The sequence below is a fragment of the Flavobacterium sp. CS20 genome (assembly GCF_018080005.1).
Lineage (GTDB): Bacteria > Bacteroidota > Bacteroidia > Flavobacteriales > Flavobacteriaceae > Psychroflexus.
Genome location: NZ_CP073015.1, coordinates 1,624,168 through 1,649,816, shown reverse-complemented (window position 1 = coordinate 1,649,816; position 25,649 = coordinate 1,624,168). Strand labels below are relative to the sequence as shown.

Annotated in this window: 22 protein-coding genes and 3 pseudogenes; 12 read left to right on the top strand and 13 right to left on the bottom strand. The window is 32.7% G+C overall.

From position 1 onward, the window contains the following. Positions 1–377 precede the first annotated feature (377 nt). From IGB25_RS07760 to IGB25_RS07745, 4 genes are read right to left on the bottom strand one after another with little or no spacing between them, the layout of a single operon-like run. Complete coding sequence (locus tag IGB25_RS07760) at positions 378–887, bottom strand: mechanosensitive ion channel domain-containing protein (RefSeq protein ID WP_211064520.1); 510 nt, start codon at positions 885–887, stop codon at positions 378–380. A gap of 3 nt (positions 888–890) precedes the next feature. After that, positions 891–1,784 carry a septum formation inhibitor Maf gene (locus IGB25_RS07755; protein WP_211064519.1) on the bottom strand — a complete coding sequence of 298 codons (894 nt, stop codon included), beginning with the start codon at positions 1,782–1,784 and terminating at the stop codon, positions 891–893. Next, positions 1,781–2,359, bottom strand: a complete 579-nt coding sequence (locus IGB25_RS07750; protein WP_211064518.1) for a Maf family nucleotide pyrophosphatase — start codon at positions 2,357–2,359, stop codon at positions 1,781–1,783. Before IGB25_RS07750 ends, IGB25_RS07755 begins: the two co-directional genes overlap by 4 nt. Next, positions 2,356–3,180 carry a UbiA family prenyltransferase gene (locus tag IGB25_RS07745; protein WP_211064517.1) on the bottom strand — a complete coding sequence of 275 codons (825 nt, stop codon included), beginning with the start codon at positions 3,178–3,180 and terminating at the stop codon, positions 2,356–2,358. The genes IGB25_RS07750 and IGB25_RS07745 overlap by 4 nt, the downstream gene beginning before the upstream one ends. Positions 3,181–3,721: 541 nt before the next feature. On the opposite strand from IGB25_RS07745, the gene IGB25_RS07740 reads away from it, so the two are divergent. Then, entirely contained in the window at positions 3,722–5,500 is a 1,779-nt protein-coding gene (locus IGB25_RS07740) for a long-chain fatty acid--CoA ligase (protein WP_211064516.1), read from the top strand. Positions 5,501–5,502: 2 nt separating this feature from the next. After that, positions 5,503–6,387 (top strand): GTPase Era, encoded by an 885-nt coding sequence (era, locus tag IGB25_RS07735; RefSeq protein ID WP_211064515.1) that lies wholly within the window; start codon positions 5,503–5,505, stop codon positions 6,385–6,387. A gap of 36 nt (positions 6,388–6,423) precedes the next feature. On the opposite strand, the gene IGB25_RS15570 is transcribed toward era, so the two are convergent. Together IGB25_RS15570 and IGB25_RS07730 are read right to left on the bottom strand one after the other, a co-directional pair. Next, on the bottom strand, positions 6,424–6,840 hold the full coding sequence (locus IGB25_RS15570; RefSeq protein ID WP_371815982.1) for a sugar transferase: 417 nt from the start codon (positions 6,838–6,840) through the stop codon (positions 6,424–6,426). Between the two features lie 28 nt (positions 6,841–6,868). Beyond that, the gene (locus tag IGB25_RS07730) at positions 6,869–7,822 is read right to left on the bottom strand and encodes a nucleoside-diphosphate sugar epimerase/dehydratase (protein WP_371815879.1); all 954 of its coding nucleotides are present in this window, start codon (positions 7,820–7,822) and stop codon (positions 6,869–6,871) included. 91 nt (positions 7,823–7,913) lie between these two features. Between IGB25_RS07730 and IGB25_RS07725 the strand changes: the two genes are divergently transcribed. From IGB25_RS07725 to rpsA, 4 genes and pseudogenes are all read left to right on the top strand, one after another. After that, positions 7,914–9,113: an alanine dehydrogenase gene (locus tag IGB25_RS07725; RefSeq protein ID WP_211064514.1), complete on the top strand. Its 1,200-nt coding sequence runs from the start codon at positions 7,914–7,916 to the stop codon at positions 9,111–9,113. 5 nt (positions 9,114–9,118) lie between these two features. Then, entirely contained in the window at positions 9,119–9,499 is a 381-nt protein-coding gene (locus tag IGB25_RS07720) for a hypothetical protein (RefSeq protein ID WP_211064513.1), read from the top strand. 47 nt (positions 9,500–9,546) lie between these two features. Then, positions 9,547–9,840 (top strand): hypothetical protein, encoded by a 294-nt coding sequence (locus IGB25_RS07715; RefSeq protein WP_211064512.1) that lies wholly within the window; start codon positions 9,547–9,549, stop codon positions 9,838–9,840. Between the two features lie 178 nt (positions 9,841–10,018). Further along, positions 10,019–11,890, top strand: a pseudogene (gene rpsA / locus IGB25_RS07710) (30S ribosomal protein S1). Between the two features lie 374 nt (positions 11,891–12,264). Here rpsA and IGB25_RS07705 read toward each other — a convergent pair. The 6 genes and pseudogenes from IGB25_RS07705 to IGB25_RS15550 all read right to left on the bottom strand — a co-directional run bounded on the left by IGB25_RS07705 (position 12,265) and on the right by IGB25_RS15550 (position 16,998). Beyond that, positions 12,265–13,134, bottom strand: a complete 870-nt coding sequence (locus tag IGB25_RS07705) for a pirin family protein (RefSeq protein ID WP_211064511.1) — start codon at positions 13,132–13,134, stop codon at positions 12,265–12,267. Positions 13,135–13,138: 4 nt separating this feature from the next. Beyond that, entirely contained in the window at positions 13,139–14,245 is a 1,107-nt protein-coding gene (dinB, locus tag IGB25_RS07700; RefSeq protein ID WP_256437272.1) for a DNA polymerase IV, read from the bottom strand. Positions 14,246–14,503: 258 nt separating this feature from the next. Beyond that, positions 14,504–14,623 (bottom strand): annotated as a pseudogene (locus IGB25_RS15565) (DDE transposase); the annotation flags it as partial. Between the two features lie 143 nt (positions 14,624–14,766). After that, positions 14,767–15,963 (bottom strand): TonB-dependent receptor family protein, encoded by a 1,197-nt coding sequence (locus IGB25_RS15560; RefSeq protein ID WP_371815878.1) that lies wholly within the window; start codon positions 15,961–15,963, stop codon positions 14,767–14,769. Beyond that, positions 15,914–16,702, bottom strand: a complete 789-nt coding sequence (locus IGB25_RS15555; protein ID WP_371815981.1) for a TonB-dependent receptor plug domain-containing protein — start codon at positions 16,700–16,702, stop codon at positions 15,914–15,916. The genes IGB25_RS15560 and IGB25_RS15555 overlap by 50 nt, the downstream gene beginning before the upstream one ends. An 8-nt stretch (positions 16,703–16,710) precedes the next feature. Beyond that, positions 16,711–16,998, bottom strand: coding sequence for a hypothetical protein (locus IGB25_RS15550; protein ID WP_371815877.1), 288 nt, complete (start codon positions 16,996–16,998; stop codon positions 16,711–16,713). A 335-nt stretch (positions 16,999–17,333) separates the two neighbouring features. On the opposite strand from IGB25_RS15550, the gene IGB25_RS07690 reads away from it, so the two are divergent. The 6 genes and pseudogenes from IGB25_RS07690 to IGB25_RS07670 all read left to right on the top strand — a co-directional run bounded on the left by IGB25_RS07690 (position 17,334) and on the right by IGB25_RS07670 (position 23,989). Next, entirely contained in the window at positions 17,334–17,807 is a 474-nt protein-coding gene (locus IGB25_RS07690) for a GbsR/MarR family transcriptional regulator (protein ID WP_247653450.1), read from the top strand. Continuing rightward, positions 17,797–18,111: a biotin/lipoyl-binding protein gene (locus IGB25_RS14900; RefSeq protein ID WP_247653449.1), complete on the top strand. Its 315-nt coding sequence runs from the start codon at positions 17,797–17,799 to the stop codon at positions 18,109–18,111. Before IGB25_RS07690 ends, IGB25_RS14900 begins: the two co-directional genes overlap by 11 nt. Positions 18,112–18,146: 35 nt before the next feature. Beyond that, entirely contained in the window at positions 18,147–18,914 is a 768-nt protein-coding gene (locus IGB25_RS07685; RefSeq protein ID WP_247653448.1) for an efflux RND transporter periplasmic adaptor subunit, read from the top strand. Between the two features lie 8 nt (positions 18,915–18,922). Then, positions 18,923–22,085 (top strand): annotated as a pseudogene (locus tag IGB25_RS07680) (efflux RND transporter permease subunit). Then, positions 22,082–23,476, top strand: coding sequence for an efflux transporter outer membrane subunit (locus IGB25_RS07675; protein WP_211064509.1), 1,395 nt, complete (start codon positions 22,082–22,084; stop codon positions 23,474–23,476). The pseudogene IGB25_RS07680 and the gene IGB25_RS07675 overlap by 4 nt, the downstream one beginning before the upstream one ends. 120 nt (positions 23,477–23,596) lie before the next feature. After that, complete coding sequence (locus IGB25_RS07670) at positions 23,597–23,989, top strand: group III truncated hemoglobin (RefSeq protein WP_371815876.1); 393 nt, start codon at positions 23,597–23,599, stop codon at positions 23,987–23,989. A gap of 167 nt (positions 23,990–24,156) precedes the next feature. On the opposite strand, the gene IGB25_RS07665 is transcribed toward IGB25_RS07670, so the two are convergent. After that, positions 24,157–25,641, bottom strand: coding sequence for an IS66 family transposase (locus IGB25_RS07665; RefSeq protein ID WP_211064508.1), 1,485 nt, complete (start codon positions 25,639–25,641; stop codon positions 24,157–24,159). Positions 25,642–25,649 lie beyond the last annotated feature (8 nt).

Below are 25,649 nucleotides of genomic sequence, written 5' to 3'. Positions count from 1 at the left end.
ACAATAAAGATTTTAAAAACACAGGTTTTTGTTGCGAGGATTTTTATTGGATCGGCGACTTAGCAAGCATTATTCTTTTAGCCAACGTGAACGAATACTATTGTCAATAAAAAGATGAAAAGTGTAATTCCGAGATGCCAGCTTGTGGCAAGCAGGTGTTTTAAGTCGTTAAAAATAACATTCGATTTTCTGCAATGATATGCGTTTTTGCTAACGACATTAGATTAATTCTGAACTTATTATTTCTGCCTTTTTCGGTTTATTTCAAAAGATTATACTTTCGGTTTAAACACAGCGTCTCAAAAATTATTATTTGTATCAGTTCAGTGTTTTTGAAATCTTGATGGTATAAATTTTTGTTTTAATATTTTTTTGTGTTATTGTGTATTTATTATTGAAATTGATTTTTGTAAAATCAGGTTATTAGGATAGGTTATCACTTCGCCATTGTCTGTAATCAAATGCATATGAAAAGTTTTGATATCTTCAATTACAGCTTCAATCGGAAAGTCATTGTCTAGAATTTTTATTTTATCACCAATTTTAAAAGGGTAATAAAAATATAATATTACCCCAGCAGTAATATTACTCAAGATAGACCAAGTAGCAAACAGACCGATGCCTATCACAGTAAATACAGATGAAAACACCAAGGCGACTTGACTCGGCTCAATACCCCAAATTAAAAGAATTGAAAATAGAACTATAAATGTAGCTAAAGTATTGATATATCTAACTATAAGTGTTGTTCGGTGAACGTTGATATCTCTGCGTTTTGCAATACCAACAGCAATTTTCTTTAAGATAAAACGCAGGATAATCAAACTCACAATAATAATTAGTGTAAGAATGATTTCACTTTGGTGTTGATTAAAAAAATTTTTCATGGGTTATTTTAAATTTAAACTATCTCTTAAAAAATCATATTGATTAGCATTTTTTGTCCAGTAGTCAATACGCATTTTTTTACTAAGTGTGGCTTCTGTGGTGTCTTTGTCTATCTCCTGCCATTTCAGAATAGTGAAAGGAAATTCTGGTTCTTGATAAATTTTAAGCATTCTATCAATATTTTGATAATTCAGTGTTGTCAATAGTGTATCTGTTTTTTTAAGTTGTGAAATTTCAGCTTTATAAGCTTTTATTTTTTGGTGTTTTAATCTAAAGAAAGAAAAATCTGGAATGATTTTTAATTTGCCTTTTGGAATATCTGTTGGGTTTATTCTCAATTTAACCCATATTTCGTTTTCTAAAAGATGTTTGTCAAGTTTTAGTTCTTGGTCAGCTTCACCTTCAAAATAAGAATGCATTTTAATGTCAAATTGTTCTCTATTGTTGAGTTGCATATAGGTTTGTCCACACCATTCTTGGGTTGAAGCAGTAACTTTTATAGCATGTGGCTGAGTCGTTAAAGGTAAAAAGACGGATTGCATGATGCTGTAAGGATAAATTCCAGTATTAAACTTTTTAGTATAATTCAGTTTCATCACATCTACAGTTTTATCTGTGGCTGTGTTGGCTTTGACTTGAGCTTGGGGCAAAAAAGGTTCCTTTACAAAAATCAACACCGCTGAGCCTTGACGAGGTTCGCCATAGCGCATTTGGGTCAAGTCATAACTAGCGACTTCGGCTTTGCCATCAAACCAGTGAGATTTAAATTTGTCACTCAAATTGAGATATGAATAAGCTTTGGGATTTGTCGGTGCTTCCTGTTGTTTTTCAGTTTGATTTTGCTGACATGACAAAAGTAAAAAAATGAAAGCAGTAATTTTTAATAGAAACTTCATCTTATAAATTCTTTTAGGGTTTGATAAAATAAATGCGTTGGGAATCCCATGACATTAAAATAAGAACCTTTAATTTTTGAAATGCCTATTTGTCCAATCCACTCTTGAATGCCATAAGCCCCAGCTTTATCAAAGGGTTTGTAGTTGTTGACATAATACCAAATATCCTTATCATCTAAAGTGTCAAAAAACACTTTGGTCACTTCACTTTTTACGACTAATCTGTCGTTAGTTTTTAAACAAAATGCACTGATAACGTGATGCCATGAGTTTTGCAAAGATGATATCATCTCAAAGGCTTCTTGCTTATCTTCTGCTTTGTTTAGGGCTTTTTCATTATGCCAAACAATGGTATCGCCTGTTATTAGAATCTCATTTGATGCTAAGTCATCATAGGCATTCGCTTTCAATTTGGCTAAATATTCTGGAATTTCTTCTTTGTAGAGTGTGTCAGGAAAATTTTCTTCAATAGCTTTTAAGCGTATTTCAAAAGGAATATTCAAATCTTTTAAAAATTGTTGTCGTCGTGGCGAGCCTGAAGCAAGAATGAATTTATGTTGGTTTAAATGTTTCATATTTTAAATAATATTAAACTGCAAACCCCAATTAGCATAGTGAATTTATAAATTAGGCTGAGCTTTTTATAACTGATGTGATTTTCATCGTTCCAAATTTTATACATTACAATTGCCAACGGTATGCACACTCCAAATATAAAATATAATACAAAGAAAAGATTTGCTTTCAAATAAACTTTAACACCCAAAAGTAAGGTCAGGATGAGAAACAGTGTGGAAATAAAAATCAATGTATTCATTCTTGATTTTCCTATTAGTATAGGTAATGTTGAAATCTTTTGTGCATAATCTCCTTTGATATCGATGATATCTTTTATCCATTCGCGGTTAAGGTTAGTCCAAAATGCAAATACACTATAAAATAAAACCCATTTAAAAATCTTTTGATCAAGCAAAATACTTATATTCACATCAAAATAAAGCACTAAAACAAATGATAAACTGACTAATAAACTTACCAAAACATTACCTAAGATTGGAACAGCTTTTAAAAATTTAGCATACAAATACAACAAAATAATAACTAAAACTTCTACTCCAACAAGAGCCCATCGTTGCAAATTATAGCTGATATAAAGACAAATGACAATGGCTATCAAATTTAATATCACATAAATTGAATAGGCTTGTGAAACTCCAATCTTTTTTTGTGCCAGTGGTCTTTGGCGTTTATTGACAAAGTCGGTTTTAATATCAAATATGTCGTTAATGACATTGCCAGTCATGACAATCAAAATTATACTAAAACTCACTAAAGAAAAATCAAAAAGATTTAAAATTGAGTTTATTTCAAAACGTTTTAAAAACGAATATCTCAACAGAAAATGGCTTATAAGAATAATAATCAAATTTGACCATCGGAAAAGGCTCAACCAGTTCGACATAATATTAAAACAAATTATTGTTTGGTATCAAAAAACACCCAAACGTCTGTACAAATATACGTATTTGGATCATGGTTTCACGCTTGGTTTAGATGAGATAAACCAAATGTATCGGCTAAAAAAAAATTGTCGGTTGATACGATATAATCTAAGTCTAAAAATCATTAAGACCGTTTAAAAAACTATCGCTTTACCATTATCAAAAAAACAATGTTTGAAAACATAAAACGATCAAAAACTTTTTGAAAACAAATCGATAAACGAAATAGAAAATTACATTTTACTCGCTGAATTTAACATTTGGACTGCACTTCAATACCATTTTAGATAGAAAATCATCAATACCGATTTGAGTTTTACTGATCAAATTATAGATTTATAAAAAATTTGACACTTTCTTATTTATGTTAAATAAAAATTAGTTTTTTATTAATAAAATTTATATTTTGCATATCCTAATTAAATTGAATTAAAAATGAAAGCTCTTAAACGCCTTTTTGATTTCCCTTATTATCAACTTGAAAATTACCCTTTAAAAAAAGCCTTAGTCACTAAATATAATGGTGAATGGAAGTCACTTTCAACGCAAGACTATATCGATAAAGCCAATGCACTGAGTAGAGGTTTGATAAAACTTGGTGTCAAACCTAATGATAAAATTGCTGTTATTTCAACCAATAACAGAACAGAATGGAATATAGTTGATATTGGCGTGATGCAAATCGGGGCACAAAATGTCCCAATATATCCAAATATTTCAGAAGACGAATATGCTTACGTGCTAAACCATAGCGAATCTACACACTGTTTTGTTTCTGATAATGATGTTCTACAAAAAGTTTTGAAAATAAAAGATGAGGTCAAATCTTTAAAAACCGTTTATACTTTTGACGAAATAAGTTCAGCACAAAATTGGCAAGAAGTTTTAGACTTAGGGCAAGACGAATCGCTTCAAGATGAGGTTCAAAAAAGAATGGATGCCGTAAACGAAAACGATTTAGCTACGCTGATTTACACCTCTGGCACTACAGGACGACCCAAAGGCGTGATGTTATCTCATAAAAATATCTCCAGTAATGCCATAAACAGTGCAACTAGATTACCTTTAGATTACGGAAATGCTAAGGCATTAAGTTTTTTGCCAGCTTGCCACGTTTATGAAAGAATGTTGCTATATATGTATCAATACAGTGGCGTAAGTATATATTTTGCAGAGTCTTTAGATACCATAAGTGAAAACCTCAAAGAAGTTAAACCCGAAGTAATGTCAGCTGTTCCGCGAGTGCTCGAAAAAGTTTACGATAAAATTATAGCCACAGGTACAGAATTAAGCGGAATCAAAAAAGCCCTATTCTTTTGGGCAGTTGACCTTGGTTTAAAATACGAACCTTACAAAGCCAATGGTTGGTGGTATGAAGTAAAATTATCTCTGGCTAGAAAACTTATTTTTAGTAAATGGGAAGAGGCTCTTGGCGGTAATCTTGAAGTGGTAGCATCAGGAAGTCTTGCACTTCAGCCAAGATTAGCTAGAATTTTTAATGCGGCTGGTATCAAAGTGATGGAAGGTTATGGATTGACAGAAACCTCACCAGTTATAGCTGTAAATGACCAACGCAATAGAGGCTTCAAGATTGGAACGGTTGGCAAACCTATCCCAGAAACCGAAGTTAAAATTGCTGACGACGGCGAAATATTAGTCAAAGAATCACAAGTTATGCTAGGCTACTACAAAGACCCTGAAAAAACAAAAGAGGTATTAAAAAACGGATATTTTCATACAGGAGATATTGGCGAGATAGACACCGAAGGGTTTTTAAAAATAACCGATCGTAAAAAAGAGATGTTTAAAACTTCTGGCGGTAAATACATAGCACCACAAATCATTGAAAATAAGGTAAAACAATCTCGCTTTATAGAGCAAATTATGGTTGTTGGTGAAGGTCAAAAAATGCCAGCGACTTTTATCCAACCTAATTTTGAATTTCTTGAAGAATGGGCAAAACGCAAACATATTGACTATAAAGACCGATCAGAACTCATAAAACATCAAAAAGTGATTGATAGATACCAAGAAGAAATTGACTTTTACAACCAAGGTTTTGGTAAATGGGAAAAAATTAAGCGTTTTGAACTTACAAAAGACGAATGGAGTATTGAAGCAGGTCATCTTACACCAACCTTAAAACTAAAACGAAAAGAAATTAAAGAGTTATACAAAGACTTATTCGAAAAAATTTATGGTTCTCAATCTTAAGCATGACTAAACATAAAGCTGGCTTTATAAATATTATTGGTAACCCAAACGTTGGCAAATCAACATTGATGAATGCCTTTGTAGGTGAACAATTGTCAATCATAACTTCAAAAGCACAAACAACACGACATCGTATATTGGGGATTGTCAATGGTGATAATTTTCAAGCCATTTTCAGTGACACGCCAGGCATCATCAAACCCGCATACAAACTGCAAGATGCAATGATGAAGTTTGTTACATCTGCTATAGATGACGCAGATATATTGATTTATATGATTGAAATAGGAGAGAAATCGCCAAAAAATGATGAGATTTTTCATCAAATTCAAAACACTGACAAACCTCTTTTGCTTTTGCTCAACAAAATTGATAAAAGCACTGAAGAACTTGTAGCACAATCTCTTGAAGATTGGTCAGCTAAGTTGCCCCATGCAGAAATTTATGCCATTTCGGCTCTAAATAATTTTGGGATTGAAGAAGTTTTTAAAAAAATTGTAGAGAAATTACCTGAATCACCAGCTTTTTACCCAAAAGACAGTTTGACAGATAAACCTGAACGCTTTTTTGTAAATGAAGTTGTACGCGAAAAAATTCTGATGCACTACAAAAAAGAAATTCCCTATAGTGTAGAAGTTCAAACTGAAGCTTTTGAAGAATTAGATCATATCATCAATATCAACACGACAATAATGGTTGAGCGTAAAACTCAAAAAGGCATTATTATAGGTCATCAAGGAAAAGCCTTAAACCGAATCGGTAGAGAAGCACGTAGAGATTTAGAGCGATTTTTTGGGAAGAAAATATTTTTAGATTTATATGTCAAAATCGATAAAAACTGGCGTTCAGACGAAAGAAAATTGAAAGGTTATGGTTATCAAGGTTAATCGAACTTATGATTTGTAATTCTCACATCATCTTAACTACTGACCTCTAAAGAATATGATTGTTGAGATGGTTTTTACAATAATTCTAAAATCTAAGAAAACGCTTCTCTCTTTGATATAGAATAAGTCATATTGCAATTTTTCTAAAGTATCATCATCAGAACTTGCATACTTTGCATTGACTTGTGCCCAGCCAGTTAAACCTGGTTTAATAATGTATCTGGTTTCATAAAACGGTATTTTTTCTTTTAATTCTTCAACAAATTCAGGGCGTTCGGGTCTTGGACCAATAAGCCCCATATCGCCTTTAAATACATTTATGAATTGGGGCAATTCATCTATCCGTGTTTTTCTTAGAATTTTACCAAATGGAGTAATTCTTGAATCGTTTTTTTTTGCCCATTGAGCACCACCTTTTTCAGCATTTCTAATCATAGTTCTTAATTTAACTATTTTAAATGGTTTTGATGATTTTCCTACTCTAACTTGAGCATAAAATAAGGGTACCTTTGTTAAAAAATAAATTGGTTAGTGCTACAAATGGAAGCAATATTCCTAAAAATAATAATCCAATAGAGCTAAAAGAAATATCGACTAACCTACTGAAAGATAGATAGAGTTTATTTTGATTGCTTCTGCTAAAAGGGAAGTAACAATAAAAATCGTTTTCTATATCTTTAAGCAGTATTTTATTGGTAATAGTTTCATAAACACTTGAATAGGGTCTTATAGGAATACCTTCTTTTAAAAGTGGTGTGAGACTATGATACAAATTTTGGTCAACACCTTTGTAAGAATTTGCAACGACAATTTCGCCTATATTTTCTTTTTTAATGACATTTTTGATGTCATCAATTCTATATCTTGAAATGGTTTTAGATTTTATAGAACTGTCATTTGAATCTATGTAGCCTATTATTTTAAGGTTGGCATCAAAAACTTTAAGTTCGTCAACAATTTGGTCAATATTATAATTATTTCCTACAAAAATTATGCGTTTGTAAAATCTTGGTGAAGTGATAAAAGTGATGTAAGAAAACCTCCAAAGCGTTAAAAATAGAAGATTACCTCCAAAAAGATGAAGAATTAAAATTCTATTAGCTGGAAGTTCGGGCGTAATAAACGGCGTAAATAAAAACGATAGCGTTGTAATGCCTAATGTTAAAAATAAATTTTTAAAGACTTTAAATCTCGACTCTGCTTTATTGAGAACATATAGCTCAAATACAGTAGCAAATATCATAAAATATGCACAGTAAACACTAGTCCATAACCAAAACTCCTTGCCAAAATAAATATAAGTTTTATCAAAAATATAATTAAGAGCTGTAATGTTTAGACAAACTACTATAATATCAAAAAGTCTGAGTAAAAACTTACGTTCAGATACCTCAAAATGAAATGGAGAATTTTTTGACATTACTGTTTTTGCCAAAAGTAATATTTTAAATCAATATTTTAATTTAAATTTAAAATGCTTAATCAAATTTTAATTGCTAAATTAGATTTTATTATTCAAGTTAAAAATGCAAACACTACAAACACCATTTTCTCAGCAAGAACTCATACCACAAGAAGAAATGCTCGAAATTTCTCAAAACAAAAGTGAAATGCTAATTGGTTTACCAAAAGAAACTTCAGACGGCGAAAAACGCATTTGCTTAACACCCGATTCCATACATGCACTTGCTGCAAATGGGCACAAAGTTTATGTCGAAAAAAATGCTGGCGTGCATGCAGGATTTTCTGACCGTGATTATAGTGAAGCTGGTGGTATAATAAGTGCTGATAAGGATAAAATATTTGCCTGCCCAATCGTTCTAAAAGTATCGCCACCAAGTTTAGATGAAATTAAAAAATTGAACCCTCAATCTATTCTGATTTCAGCTCTTCAATTGAAAATGCGAAAAAAATCTTATTTTCAAAAATTAGCCGAAAAACGTGTTACAGCTTTAGCTTTTGAATTTATAAAAGATGAACACGGCGGGTCACCAGCAGTTAGAGCTCTAAGTGAAATTGCTGGAACTTCATCTATACTCATCGCTTCCGAAATACTGTCGAGTGCAAAATACGGCAACGGATTGATGTTTGGCAACACTAGTGGTGTTCCGCCAACGGAAGTCGTTATTTTAGGGGCTGGCACAGTTGGAGAATTTGCGGCTCGAGCTAGTTTAGGTTTAGGGGCTAACGTCAAGGTTTTTGATAGCTCGTTGACCAAATTAAGGTGTATTCAAACCCAGCTAAATCAACAAATTTATACATCAACTTTGCAACCTAAAAATTTGATTAAAGCTTTAAAACGCACCGATGTTCTGATCGGTGCAGTTAGAGGAGTCAACAGATCACCCATTTTAGTCGCTGAAAATATGGTTAAACAAATGAAAAAAGGAGCGGTAATTATAGATGTGAGCATTGATATGGGTGGCTGTGTTGAAACTTCTGAAGTTACATCTCACGAAAATCCAGTCGTTGTTAAACACGATGTTATTCATTATGGCGTTCCAAATATTCCTTCACGATATGCCAGAACATCTTCGGTGTCTATAAGCAATATGTTTACACCTTATCTTTTAGATATCGGCGAAAAAGGTGGTATAGAAAATACCTTAAGATTTGATTCTGGTCTCAGAAATGGATTGTATTTTTACCACGGCGTTTTGACAAGTAAATCCGTGGCTAACTGGTTTGATTTGTCTTACCGCGATCCTAATCTTCTGATATTTTAATATTTATGAGTCTCAAAAAACGTATTTTATACTTTGCCGTTGGTTTATCTATAGGTCTTGTGTTTGTCAAAATTATATTTGATAAAAAAGATGTAAGTTTTGACTATTTACCTGAAGATAGAGTCCTAAAAACCATAAGGACAAAACAAAGAGTTTTTGACGATAAAGCCTTGCTTTTTTTTCATCAACAAAACATAGATACTTCGCTTATTCAATCTTTTTTAACTGACGGCAATGTCAACTTTAATAAAAGTCAACAACGAAAAAAACCTTGTAATTTTTATTATATAGAGTCAAAATATCAAGAAGATAAATTGGCTTTAAATATAAAAAATTGCGATACCTTGGTGACTATTCAAAATACATTTAAAATTAATGAGAAATAATTTTAAAAATAAAATCCTTTGATTATGTTTGTTCAAAAGTTTAAGTAATGAAACGCATCATCGTTGACTATAAAAAACTCACTTTAGAAATACTCTCGTTGTTAGTCGAAAAATATCCTGATGGTTATGACGATAAGCACATTATTAAATTTAAAAACTCTAAAAACGAAAGTGTAGAAGCGGTTGAAGTACGCACAGAAGACACTATCTATCTGGTCAAAATCAGCACTAAACTTGAAGTCAGTATGGCCGATTTTGATATCGACGACTACGAAGATGAAGACTTTAACGAAAGTATAGTTGATATTCAAAACAGAGAAGAAGAAGACTTAGAGAGTTAAATTCCTTAATAAAATTTACTTTTTTTATTATATATTGATTTTCAAAAAAATAATTGTATTTTTGCAACCCTTTTAGAGCAAGTGGATTCTAAACGGGAAATATTTTTAAATCAATGTATAAACACTTCTGTTTGAATGCATAAATCCACATCGAGCAGAATACAAATTTTAATCAGCAATGGCTGAAGACACAAAAAACGAAGTGCAACCACAAGTTGCCGAAGAAACACAAAAAGAAGCAAATCAAGCTTCAACTTCTGAAGAAACACAAGTTGCAGAAGTGAAACCAAACCCACAACAAGACCAACCTGAAGAATTTTTAGAAAACTTTGATTGGCATCGCTACGAAGAAGGAATCGAAGAAGTTGATGACGAAAAGTTAGAAAAATTTGAACAACTTGTTGAAGATAACTTTGTTGAAACTTTAGACAACGAAGTTGTTCAAGGTAAAGTGATAAACATCACAGATGAAGACGCTATCATAGATATTAACGCCAAAAGCGAAGGCGTTATCTCTTTAAACGAATTCAGATACAACCCTGATCTTAAAGTTGGCGATACAGTAGATGTCCTTATTGATGTCAGAGAAGATGCCGAAGGACAATTGATTTTATCACACCGAAAAGCCCGTGTTATAAGAGCTTGGGAACGAGTTAACAAAGCACACGATGAAGGTACAATTGTTACTGGTCACGTTAAGTGTAGAACCAAAGGCGGTATGATTGTCGATGTGTTCGGTATTGAAGCTTTCTTACCAGGATCTCAAATCGATGTAAAACCAATTAGAGACTACGATGCTTACGTTGGAAAAGAAATGGAATTTAAAGTGGTTAAAATCAACCATGAGTTCAAAAATATTGTGGTTTCTCACAAAGCACTTATCGAAGCTGACATTGAAGAACAGAAAAAAGAAATTATCGGTCAGTTAGAAAAAGGTCAAGTCTTAGAAGGTGTAGTTAAAAACATCACATCTTATGGTGTATTTGTTGACCTTGGAGGTGTAGATGGATTAATTCATATCACTGATTTATCTTGGTCTAGAATCAATCATCCTAATGAAGTATTAGACCTTGATGAAAAACTTAACGTTGTAATTTTAGACTTTGACGAAGATAAAACACGTATTCAACTTGGTTTAAAACAGTTGAGCAAACATCCATGGGAAGCTCTTGATGAAAATCTAAAACCTGGCGATACTGTTAAAGGTAAAGTAACTGTTCTTGCAGATTATGGAGCTTTTGTAGAAGTTGAAGAAGGCGTTGAAGGTCTAATTCATGTTTCTGAAATGTCATGGAGTACACATTTACGATCAGCTCAAGATTTTGTAAAAGTTGGCGATGAAGTTGAAGCAAAAATTTTATCTTTAGATAGAGAAGAGCGTAAAATGTCGCTTGGTATTAAACAAATGACGCCAGATCCTTGGACAGATATCACTTCAAAATATCCAGTTGGTTCTAAGCATAAAGGAACCGTTAGAAACTTTACTAATTTTGGCGTTTTTGTAGAACTTGAAGAAGGTATTGATGGTTTAATATATATTTCTGATCTATCTTGGACAGAAAAAATTAAACACCCATCAGAATTCTGTAAAGTAGGAGATGAGCTTGAAGTTGTTGTTCTAGAATTAGATGTTGAAGCCCGTAAATTAAGTTTAGGTCACAAACAAACTAAAACCAATCCTTGGGATAAATACGCTAAAGATTTCGCAGTAGGAACTAAACACACCGCCGAAATTAAAGAAATTGTGGACAAAGGAGCAACCGTCGAATTTAATGAAGATGTAACGGCTTTTGTCCCTAATCGACACCTTGAAAAAGAAGATGGTTCTAAGTTGAAAAAAGGTGAAGAAGCAGAGTTTATCATCATAGAGTTCAATAAAGAATTCAAACGTGTTGTGGCTTCTCACACTTCTATTCACAAGAAAGAAGAAGAGAAAATTGTAAAAGAAGTATGAGCTAAAGCTAAAGATGAAGATAAAAAAGCTACTTTAGGTGATGCTAACTCTCAATTACAAGCTCTAAAAGATAAGATGAACGAAGATAATAAATAAGTCTTTTATATAATCTTTTTAAACTATAAACCGCCTCATAATTGAGGCGGTTTTTTTTTATTGTAATACCTTATACTAATTAACGTGAGTTTGATATAAATTCCAATAAAATATATTCATAAAATACAGATATTTAATCATTTGTTATGTCGAAAGAGCGAAGCATGAGCGACGAGACATCTCGGTAGGATGAGATTTCTCCTCATTCTTCGTTCGAAATGACAAAATTTGCTTACAAAAAGATGTAATCATCTGATTTACATTTTTCTATAAATCGAACTCACGTTAATTAAGTTCGCAAAGTTTCAATATATTGATATCATTCTTAAAAAAATTACCATCATAACAAAAATGATTTCAAAGCAAACAATATTCTATTCTAAATGCCCAAATTTCCCATTTGTAAAATCTTTGATGGCTTGATGAATTTCTGCTTTGGTGTTCATCACAAACGAGTCTTGAGCCGCAATAGGTTCATTTAAGGGCTGACCGCTTAAAACTAAAGCCACAGCATCTTTATCAGCCTTAATTTCAAAATCTTCACCATTGTTTTCAAACAACACAAAGTGATCGGTTAAAATTTTTTGGTTTTGAATTTCAATCTCACCTTCTACAACCAGGACACAGGTATTAAATTCAGCAGGAAAACTAAATTCAGCTGAACCGTTTGCATTTAACTTGGCATTCATCATATGTATCTCTGAAAAAGTATCGGCTTTTCCTTGGGTGTTTTTGTAATTTCCAGCAATAACTTCTATATATCCAGAATCACCGTCTAATTGATGTTTTGAGAGGTTATTTTTAGAAATGGCTTGATATTTTGGTGAAGTCATTTTGTGTTTAGCAGGCAAGTTTACCCAAAGTTGTGCCATTTGAAAATCGCCACCTTTTTTACTAAATGATTTTTCGTGGTATTCTTTATGTAAAACTCCAGAACCAGCTGTTATCCACTGCACGTCACCTTGTTCAATTACACCTCCGCCACCATTGCTATCGTGATGGGCTATTTTTCCTTGATAAGCTATGGTTACCGTTTCAAAACCCCGATGCGGATGCACGCCAACACCACGTGGAGTTTCTGTTGGCGAAAAGTAGTATTTTGAGTTGTAATCCATCAAAATAAATGGATCCATACGCTTCATATCTAAGGGATAAGTGCTTGGTATGAAATTATGCACACGAAATCCATCACCAACAAAATGAGGATGAGGTGGTTTTATGATTGTTTCTATTGTTTTTTCCATAGGTTTAAAATTCAAATTTTAATTGTGCTGAAATGGGTTTTGTTATGTTTTTGTTCTCTTTTTCTGTATTAAGGTTTGAAAGACTAATACCGATTAACCTAACAGAATCTTTCAGTTTGTTTTGATAGAGTAGAGCTTTTGCTTCTTCATATATTAATTCTTCAGATGAAATATACAACTTTAAAGTTTTACTTCTAGTTTGGACTTCAAAATTAGAATATTTAATTTTTAATGTAATGGTTTTGCCAGCAACATCTTGTTTTTGTAATCGTTTACTAACTTCTTTTGCAATGTAATGAAGCTTATCTTCTAAAAAAACTTCAGAACTTATGTTGTCTTTAAAGGTACGTTCTGCACCGAGTGATTTTCTGGTGCGTTCTGCTTTTACAGGACTGTGATGAATGCCACGAGACACCAAATAATAATACTTTCCACTTTTGCCAAAATGCTCCTTTAGAAATTCAAGTGATTTCAGTTTTAAATCCAAACCCGTAAAAATACCAAGTCGATACATTTTTTCTTGAGTAACTTTTCCTACGCCGTAAAATAGTCTGATTTCTAATTGTTCTATAAATTTCTCAACCTCTTCAGGTGGAATGGTTTTTTGACCATTAGGCTTGTTGATATCGCTTGCCACTTTTGCCAAAAATTTATTGATAGAAATACCCGCTGATGCATTTAAACCCACTTGAGTTTTTATTTTTTGGCGTATTTCTTCAGCTATTTTTGTCGCACTGGGTTGACCTTTTTTGTTTTGGGTTACATCCAAGTAAGCTTCGTCTAAAGATAGTGGCTCAACCAAATCAGTATATTCAAAAAATATTTTTCGGATGCGTTGAGATATTTCTTTGTAGCGATCAAATCGCGGTTTGACAAAAATCAAGTCCGGACAAAGCTGAGCCGCTTTATAACTACTCATCGCACTTTTTACACCAAACTTCCGAGCTTCATAGCTTGCTGTAGCTACAACACCACGTTTTGAACTGCCACCAACGGCAATGGCTTTGCCTTGTAATTCAGGCTTATCCATTTGCTCTACGGAAGCATAAAAAGCATCCATATCAACGAGGATGATTTTGCGGTGGGTTGATTTTGATTTAGTAGCTTTAATATGTTAAAATTTAATGTGATTAATGAAAAATAAACTGTTTATTATTATAAATTTGATTTCAAACACTTCAAATGTTAATAAGCCTTGACACTCGATTACGAGATTAATTTTATATATCTTTAAACCTTTTGAATTTACACAGTTTAAAATATAAGATTTCAAATGATTTTAAAAATTAAGTTTAACTAAAATATTTGTAACTATTTATAATTTAAAACAAATTATGAGTCAAGCAAAAAAGTTATGGGATTAAAAATTTCATGCATAAATTTTTGATAATTTGAACAAAAAAAAAGCTACTGATCTTACATCTCTAAATTGACTTCTAAAAGCCTTTATCTTAGTATTAAATGATTCTGCAGAAGCATTTGTGCTTCTCTACTATCAAAAAATATTCGGCATTGTTAGAACATTTCAAGGGATTTAAATCCCTTGGTGATAATACACCAAAAAGCGACTTCATTATTCAATCAAGTCGCTTATTTTTCTTCAAAAATAATGTTCAGTTGTATGACTACATTTTAAAATTTTAAATGAAAACCAGCATAAATTCCAAAGGGATGACCTGGTCTTAAACCTGCTGGAACTCTTGCGACGAGGTATTCATTGTCAAATAAATTAATAACATTAGTGCTCAGTTTTAACTGTGAGTTTAATTGGTAAGAGACTGATGCGTCAACCAAAAATAAAGATTCTACTTTGTTTTCTAAAGGAATAGAGCCTACACCAGCTTGGGTTCTGAATTCATCTCTATATCTTGTGTTGAGGTTAAACTCAAAACGTTCAAAGCCATAACCAACACCTAAGTTGAATTGATGTTTTGGAATGTAAGGCAAATCATCTCCAACTTCTACATCGCCCCAAATGCCTACAAGTGAGCTAAATGCTGTTTTGAACTCGGTATCTGTATAGGTGTAATTGAAGTTGATAGGTAAACTGTGCTGAGTATTTTTTAAGAGGTCGTAGGTCACTTGAAATTCAATACCTTTCACATCAACTTCACCAGCATTAAATAAGTCTAAGTTGCCATCTACGCCACCGAGAGCCGCTAAATCGCTTCCAAGCATATTGCTGTAATCGTTATAAAATCCTATGATTTCACCACTCAATCCTTTGTAATCAAAACGTGTTCCTATTTCGAAATTTAAGCTTTCTTCTGGATTTTGATTTTCTACAAAACCAGCAGGAGCAAAACCTTTGTGTAAGCCTACAAAAGCAGAAAAGTTATTGTTAAATTTATAATTAGCACCAATACCAGGAATAAATTGATCGAAGTTGTTTTCAGTTATATTCAAGTTTGTTCCTTCTCGTGTAACATCAGATGTGCCAAAATTCTCTCTGGTCAATTCTACATTTTCATAACGTAAACCCGGTGTAAGCGTTAACTTATCAATTTTTAATTTGTAAAGCAGGTGAGCTGAAACGGCATCTGCACCAGAGATTCTATTGCTTTCTGTGCCAGGCATACCTGAGCTTGTAAGTTGCATTACACCATTTTCCATCCTAAAATCATCAAACCACTGAAAGCGGTCTTCTTCATCACTGTGATAACGAAATCCAACTTCAATGTCGTGAAATACTTGACCTGTTGTAAAATGATAATCAAATTTAGTTTGAATACCACGAGAATAATATTCGCGGTTATTATTTTTTACCCTTAAAGCATCATCAGGCAGAATCACTTCCTGTGATATAAGAAAAAGCTTGTGGAAAATCATTGGGATTTTCTAATAAATCTGAAATTCCAACTGTATTAACGCCACTAACCACACGATCAAGTTTGAACCAATTACGATCAAATTCGTTGTTGTAGAAAGTTGTGGTTAACACTATATTTTTAGTAAACTCTGCCATATGGGTTAGCATCACTTGTCTGTGAAAAGTTCGCATATTGTCAACTTGACTTCCTGCATATCTTCTAAATGGTGTTTTATCAAAATCTTCTTGAGTTAGACCGAGGTAGGTTTCATCAGAATCTTCGTCGCTGTATTGAAGTTTTAATTCTAAAGATTGATAAATTTTGGCATCAGGGTTGGTATTGATTCTAATTTTTCCAACAATATCATTTCTGTCAAAACCAGTTCCTCCAGGACCGTCTAAATCTTTAAAACCATCAGATTTATTTTTCATATATTCAATGGAATAGCCAATGTTTTGATAAGAGTCGCCAAATCTGGCAAGGGTATTAGTAGTTCCAAAAGAGCCATAGTTAGATTTTATTTCACCTTGAAATGAATTAGGAATTTCGGTTGACACAAAATTAATGGCACCACCAGTGGTAAATGGTCCATATTGTATTTGGCTGCTTCCTTTTAAGACTTCTACAGCTTGCATTCGGGCTACATTTGGAAAATAATAGGCTGCAGGAGCAGAATAGGGAGCAGGTGCGACCAAAACGCCATCTTCCATTAATGTGATTTTTGAAGATCTTTCGGGTGAAGTTCCTCTTAAACTGATATTTGGTCTTAGTCCAAAGCCATCTTCTTCATAAATATTGACGCCTGGTACTCAGCCATAACTCTGGTGATATCAAAATAATTGTGCTTTTCAATGTCTTTAGAAGACAAATAGTAAGCCGAGCCCGTTCTGTTTTTGGCTTCAAATTTACCGCCGAGAAGTTTACTAGCGGTGATTATAACTTCATTTAGATTTTCTATAGAGTCATATTTAACTGTTTTTTGTTGTTTTTTGTCTTGTGCAAAAACAAAACTTGCTATTAATAATGATAAGAGAGTGAAAATAAACTTGTGCATTGGCTTTTATTTAGATTTAATCAAATTAAGAGCGACAAAAATAAATCGAAACTTTTGATTTTAAAAGTTTATTTAGAATAAATAAAAATAATATTTAGTTATGAAAACGTATTTAAGTATAGAGTTTAATTATACACTTTCATCAAAAACAAAATTGTATTTGAGAATACATTTTATGGTTTAAGTTAAAATTATTTTTAAAACGAAGTAAAGAAATGCCCAACATTTCTTAAGCAAAGATTAAAATAAAGTGTGTTAACATTAATTTATGATAGGCTTGTTCGTTTGAAACCGAACTAAAATTATATTTGCCACTCAAAATTAATTTTACTGTTTTGAACAAAGGTAATACCTTGATAGAAGAGTTGACTTCGCATTTTGAAGTTGAATATAATTTGCCACCCTTAGCGGCAAAAATATATTCATTACTTATTCTTTCAAGAGAAAAATATATAACTTTTGAGGAGTTGATTAATTTCACAAATGCTAGTAAAAGTTCTGTCTCTTGTCAATTAAATTACTTGATAGATGAAGGACGCGTAGATTATATCTATAAAGAAGATAACAGAAAACGCTACTTTAAAACTAAATGCGATTATTTGAGGAAAACTTTAGAACTTCACTTGATTAAAATAAAAAGGGAGATTGCAATGCTCACCAAAGTTATTGAATATAAAAAAGAACAGGATATGAGTCAAGGTGGCGTTTCAATAGTAGAAAATCATTTGAAAACCGAAAAAGAAAATATCATTAAAACTATAAATAAACTCAAACAAACAAGTTATAATCTAGAACATCATGAAAAATAAATTAATCGTTCTTTTATCTTTCTTAGCAATCATTGTAAGTGCCTGCCAAAATAAACCCAAAAGGCAAGCACCACCACCACCTAATCTACCAATTATAGAGGTAGAGACTAAAGATATTACAACTTTTGCTGAATATCCTACACAGATTGAAGGGGTTGTGAGTAGTGACATTAGGTCAAAAGTGTCTGGATATATGACAGAAGTTGTTGTTGAAGAAGGTCTTGCAGTTAAAAAAGGAGAGATTTTGTTCAAACTTGAAACTGAAAGTTTGAGTGGAAATGCATCAGCGACAGAGCTAGGGTAAATCTTGCTCAAATTGAAGTAGAAAAGCTAAAACCTTTGGTAGAAAAAGAAATTGTAAGTCCAAAACAATTGGAAACTGCTAAGGCTCAATTAGAAACCGCAAAAAGCGATTTAAAAAGTATTACTGCAAATGTAAATTATGCTACAATCAAAAGTCCTGTTGATGGATATGTAGGCACCATAAATTACAGAGAAGGTGCACTGATAAACCCTAATGACATCACTCCTCTAACAAGAGTGGTAAAAACCGATAAAGTCTTTGCTTATTTTTCGGTTAATGAAAAGGATTTTCTGAATATGGTCAATCAGTTTAATGCCGATACAAAATCAAAAACCAATTTAGAATCATCATTTCCAGAGGTTACTTTAATTATGTCTAATGGAAAAGAATACAACAAAAAAGGAAAAATCACAAGTATTTCTAGTCAAGTGAATCGCGAGACAGGAACAGTTAGGTTTAGAGCTACTTTTGATAATCCTGAATTTATTCTAAAAGATGGTTTGACTGGTAGAATAAAAATTCCAAACGACACCAAAAATGCTCTTGTTGTTCCTAGAGTATCTACTTACTCCCGACAAGGTAAAGAATTTGTTTTTAAATTTAACAGATCAGACTCTACTGTTACTGAAAAAGTGATTGATGTAGTCAGAGCTGACCCTTATTATATTGTTAAATCCGGTCTAAGTAAAGGAGATAAAATTGTTGCAAGAGGTGCTAATAAAATTAATGACGGGGTTAAGATAAAACCTATTTCTTCAACAATGGATTCGATTGTAAATTCATTTGATAAAGTTTTTAAATAATATATATCATGCTAAAAACATTTATAGAAAGACCAGTTTTATCTACGGTAGTTTCCATTATAATCGTGATGCTAGGGATTCTTGGGATAGAACAATTGCCAGTAACCCAATATCCTGATATAGCACCACCAACAGTCAGAGTTACTACAAGTTTTCCTGGAGCCAATGCCAAGACTATTTTAGAGAGTGTTATAACACCTATAGAAGAAGAAATCAATGGTGTGGAAGGTATGACATACATTACCTCATCTGCGAGTAATGATGGAAGTGCAACAATAACTGTATTTTTTGAAAAAGGATACGATGCTGATATTCTTGCTGTGAATGTTCAAAACAGAGTAGCAAGAGCTAATGCTGTGCTTCCAAGTGAAGTGATAAGAAATGGAGTTATTACAGAAAAACAGCAAAACTCAGCTCTACTTTATGCGGGTATATATTCAACAAGTGAGGATTATTCTGATACTTTTATTCAAAATTATCTCAATATAAATATACGCCCAGAATTACAACGAATCAATGGAGTAGCTAATGTTGATGTATTTGGTGGAAAAGACTACTCTATGCGAGTTTGGTTAGACCCAGACAAAATGGCGGGCTACAGTATAAATTCTTCTGAAGTAATCGCGACTATAACAGAGCAAAGTCAAGAAGCGAGCAGCAGGTGCTATAGGACAAAATGCAGGAAAAGCCTTTGAATATGTAATCACTTACAAAGGACGACTTAAAACGGCCGAAGAGTACGGAAATATCATCTTAAAAACATTAGATAACAATCAATTTCTTAGATTGAAAGATGTAGCAAAAGTAGAATTGGACGCTTTTTCTTATAACATTTTATCTAGAAGTAATGGTCATCCAAGTGTCAACTTTGGTATTTTTCAAACTCCAGGCTCCAATGCACAAGAGGTTATCGAAAATATATATGCTAAAATGGATGAGTTGAAAGAGGATTTTCCTAAGGGTTTAGAATTTATTGTCAACTTTGATTCAAATGATTTTTTAACCGCATCATTAGATAAATTACTTAGAACTCTCTTTGAAGCCTTTATACTTGTATTCTTTGTGGTTTTTATATTTCTACAAGATCTTAAATCTACTTTGATTCCTGCCATAGCTGTTCCAGTATCCATAGTAGGAACTTTCTTTTTCTTAAATATATTTGGCTATTCTATCAATTTACTGACGCTTTTTGCTCTTCTTTTAGCCATTGGAATTGTGGTGGACGATGCCATTGTGGTTGTTGAAGCAGTATATGCAAAATTAGAAGGTGGAGTTGAAAGTGCTAAAGAAGCATCATTATCTGCTATGAGCGAAATTAGTGGTGCAATTGTTTCTATAACACTTGTTATGTCAGCCGTTTTTATTCCAATTACGTTTATTCAAGGAACTGCTGGGGTGTTTTATGAACAATTTGGTGTTACATTAATTGTAGCCATAATTATTTCAGCTGTAAATGCTTTGACCTTAAGTCCAGCATTATGTGCTTTATTTTTAAAACCTCCTAAAAAAAATAAGAAAACAAACCTTTTACAGCGATTTTACAATGCTTTTAATGCAGGTTTTAATGCCGTAAGAAACAAATATGTGAGTTCATTAAAGTTTTTGGTAAGACAAAAATGGGTTACTTTACTTATTATTTTAATAGCAGGTCTTGCTATATATTTTGCTAATAAAATTACGCCAACAGGATTTGTTCCATCTGAAGATAGAGGTGTTATTTTTGTTAACATGGCACTGCCTTCTGGAGCTTCATTAGATAGAACTTTTCAGGTGACAGAAGAAGTTTACGATCGAATTAAAAAAATAAAAGGTGTAAAAACAGGATCTTTTGTTTCAGGTATTAACTTCTTCTCTGGTGCAGGTAGTCCATACGCTATTGGATTTATCGTTTTAGATAAATGGGAACAAAGAACAACCGAAGACACCCAAATCAACGCTATAATAAGGAAGTTAACTCAAACTACTTCTGACATAGCAGATGCACAGATTATATATTTTATGCCACCTAGTGTTCCTGGATATGGTGCGACAGATGGTTTTGAAATGCAACTTGTAGATAAATCTTCGGGGTCATTAAAAGAATTAGATGAAACGAGTAAAAGATTTGTCGGTGGATTATTTCAATCTCCATCAATAGCTTATGCCAATAGTTCGTTTAGTTCAGAATTTCCACAATTTAAAATGGATTTAAATGTGCCTAAAATTAAAGCTAGTGGTTTAACTGTAAATGATGTTTTATCTACTATGCAATCTTATTTAGGTGGATTCTTTGTCTCTAATTTCTCTAGGTTTGGAAAACAGTATAGGGTTTTTGTTCAAGCATTGCCAGAAGATCGTGAAGATGTAGAAAGCCTAAATAGTATTTTTATGAGACTCCCATCAGGAGAAAATTCGCCAGTTTCAGAATTTGTAAATTTAGAAAGAGTTTATGAATCACAGAGTATCAAGAGATTTAATCTTTATAATGCTGTGACTATAAATGGAAGTTCAGCACCTGGCTATAGCTCTGGAGATGCTATTCAATCAATCAGGGATTTAGCAGAAAAACAATTAGGTAATGACTACGATATCGCTTTCTCAGGGATTACGCGTGAAGAAATAAATGCAAGTGGTCAATCTATTGTAATATTTGCTTTAAGTATTCTATTTGTTTTTTTCTTTCTTTCTGCACAATATGAAAGTTATCTTCTCCCGTTTGCCGTTATCTTATCTTTACCTATAGGAGTTGCAGGAGCATTTTGGAGCACAAATTTAGCTGGATTAGAAAACAATATTTATTTCCAAATTGCCCTTATTATGCTTGTTGGATTACTAGCAAAAAATGCCATTTTGATAGTAGAATTTGCCATACAAAGACGTAACGCTGGTTTTAGCCTTTACGATGCAAGACTAAACGCAGCCAAAGTAAGGTTGAGACCTATCTTGATGACATCTTTTGCTTTCATCATAGGATTGCTCCCATTAGTTTTTGCTGGCGGTGTAGGTGCTGAAGGAAATAATTCAATTGGAACAGGAGCCACAGGTGGTTTATTTGTTGGAACTGTTATTGGAATTTTTGTCATACCAGTTCTGTTTGTGGTTTTTCAATGGTTGCAAGAAAAAGTTAGTCCATCCAGTAGAGAGAGAGTCAGAAAAGCTCAAGCTAATCTAAAAGAATCTTATAGATCATGAAATATAGTATAAAATCCATTCTCGTAATTATTTGTTTGTCTTCACTGCAATCATGTTTTGTAGCAAAAGACTATAAACGACCTGAAGAACAAATTGAATCTGTAAGCTATAGAACAGATCAACTTCCAAAAGATTCTATTCCAGTTTCTAAAGTCAGTTGGAAAGAAATGTTTACTGATCCAATACTTCAAAATCACATTGAAGAAGCTCTAGAAAACAATCAAGATATAAGGATAGCTTTGCAACAAATTATGGCTGCAAATTCTTATTATAAACAAGGTAAAGCTGGATATTATCCTAGTGTGAATCTCAATGGTAATTTTACTCATCAGGAATTATCTAAAAATTCACAATTTGGTGGCTGGTTTTCATCAATAGATCAGTATGAACTCAGTGGTGCCTTGTCTTGGGAAGCTGATATTTGGGGCAAAATAAGAAGCAATAAAAGAGCGACTCAGGCTAGTTTTATGCAGTCTCAAGCTGTTCATAAAGCGGTGAAAACTGATTTAATTTCTAGAATAGTGACAGGTTATTATCAGATTTTGGCCTTAGACGAACAGGTAAGAATAACTGAAAAAACTTTGGAAAATAGGCGAAAGAGTCTTGAAACAACTAAGGCATTAAAAGAAGCTGGCAATGTAACTTCTGTTGCTGTAAACCAAACAGAAGCATTGGTTTTTAATGCTGAAGCTCTTTTACTTGATTTAAAAAATAACATAAAACTGTTAGAAAATACGCTTTCAATTTTGAAAGGACAATCACGAGGTGAATTTAAAAGAAGTGATTTTTCAGATCAAGAAATCAATCAAGAATTGACTATTGGTGTAGCTTCAGACTTATTAGAAAATAGACCAGATGTGATTGCTGCAGAATACAACTTGATAAATGCTTTTGAACTGACAAATGTTGCCAAAAGTAGATTTTATCCTTCTATAACTATTTCTGCTACGGGTGGTTTTCAAAGTTTAGATTTTGACAACTTTATTTCATCTAATTCTTTGTTTTCAACTATAATAGGAGGATTTACTCAACCTATTTTTAACAGAAGACAAATTAGGACGGACTATGAAGTAGCATTGAGCCAAAAGGAACAAGCTCTTTTGAGTTTTGAGAAAACTTTGCTAACAGCCAGCAAAGAAGTTTCTGATGCCATGCTGAATTACCAAAACGCTATTCAAAGAATAGAGTCAAAAACTAAAGAGTATCAAGCTTATGAAAAAGCCTTAGAAGACTCGCAAGAATTGTTAAACAACGGCTTAGCAAATTATCTTGAAGTCTTGAATGCTCAAGAAAATACCTTAGCTTCAGAGCTTGAAGTTACTCAAATAAAATTTAATAAATTCAGTGCTATTGTTGAGCTATACAGAAGTTTAGGTGGTGGATGGCAATAAGTTTACTGATATTTAAATTTAGGAATGTTTTCTAAAAACTTTTTTTAATAAAGAATATTTATGGGTCTTTAGAATATCAAATAGCTAAGTTTTTTATATCTTCAACTTGAAACGGTCATCATGATTGATGAGGATTTACAGAATAGAGAAGACGTGACTAAATTAGTCAATGACTTCTATAATAAAGTTCGTCAAAATAAAGAGATTGGTCATTTTTTTAATGAGAGCGTTCAAGATTGGGACGAACATCTCAAAAAGCTCACTGATTTTTGGGAAACCAATTTATTTTTTAAAAATAAATACAAAGGTAATCCCAAAAAGGCTCATATTGAAGTCGATCAAAATTTTAATGAAAGCATAGAACAAAAGCATTTTGGCATTTGGCTTAATCTGTGGTTTGAAACAGTGAATGAAAATTTTACTGGCGAAAAAGCCGATCGTGCTAAAAATAACGCCCGTAATATGGCGTCACATATTTTTATGAAAATATATATGGAAAGACAAAAGCGCTAAAATTTGAATCTATCTTTAGAAAGCAAGAAACATATTTAAATCAATCATAATTCAACTTCATTTTATCTTATTTCCTCATAATTAAAAATAAAACATTTATTCTGTAGACTATGACACTTGATGAATAGTTTGCAATTTTCTACAGTATCCCCACGAGCAACTACATGTTATTTATGATTTTGTATCCAATTATTAGGGAGTAATTCTTCAAGTTTTTGAATATTATAATCTGGTATTTTTTCAAGTACGTCTTTCAACCATTCTTGTGGGTTTACATTATTGATTTTACAACTTGCAAATAAAGAGTACATTATAGCAATGTTCTGAGCTCCCTTATGTGATCCAGCAAAAAGATAATTTTTTCTTCCTAGTGCAAGCGGACGTATGGCGTTTTCAATTAGATTATTGTCTAACTCTAATCTCGGATCTAATGTAATGGCTTTTATTTTTGGATATTGATTAAGGTAATAACTCATAGCTTTACCTACTGCACTTTTAGGTAATACCTTTATGCTTTGTGCTTCTATCCAAGTTTTTATTTGCTCAAGTTTTGGAGCTATTTTTTCTTCTCGTAACTTTTGCTTGAGTGCTAAGTCTTCTTTTGCTATTTTTTTTATTTCTCTTTCTTCGAGATATATTTTTTGAATTTGTTCAAGAATTTTATTTACTATAGTTGAGTCATTGTCTTTTGCATCAAAGAATTTTCTTCGAGCATGTGCCAAACATCCTACTAATGTAATACCTTGTTGTTGCCCAATTTTATCATATACTTGGTAGCCATCGCATTGCAAATAGCCTTGGTAATTGAGTAATATCTCTTTAGGACCGTGTTGCCCACGTCCTTTGTGATAATTGAATAATACAAGACCTTGCAAGGGGTTGCGATATACCCATTGGTAACCTTGGTGGGTGCTTCCTTTTTTGTCTTTGTCTAATACTTTAATCGGGGATTCATTTGCTTGTATGTAATCGGATTCTAATATTTTTTGTTTTAAGGTATTGTATAGCGGATCTAATAGTTGACAACAGCTATCAACCCAATCGCACATTGTGCTTTGAGCTACTTCCCAACCAAATTCTCTTTTGAAACGTCGAATTTGTCTGTATAAAGGTAAATGGTCAACAAATTTAGCCGTTAATATATAGGCTAACAGGGAAGCTTCAACTATTGATTTTGGGATAGGACGAGTAGGTAACTCACCTATGATTATTTTGTCCTTACTTTTATTGGCGTACTTTGGTCGTATCGTGCGTCTTTTTATTAAGCTTGCTGGGGTATATTCTAAGGTTTCTGAAACTTCTTCTCCAATTTTCACCAAATCTTCTGTATCTTCTTTTGGCTCAATGATAACTTCTTTTACTGGTAGATGTTCAGGTAGTTTATTACGCCCATGGTGTTTTTTCTTCTTACGATTGTAAGTTATAGTCTGCGATGGTTCTTCTTCTGACGCTTCTATCTCTTGGTTGGTATCTGAAAACAGATTGAATTGCTCATTAGATACTTCATTAGAAACAAAGCGTTCAGACTTGAAGCCGTTAATGAGTTTTACAAGCTGATCTAATTGAGCTTGTAGTGATGCATTTTTTGCTTTTAGATTTTTTATAAAAATGCTGTTTTCTTCGTTTTTTTTGAGTAATTCTTGATACGTCATCACGATAT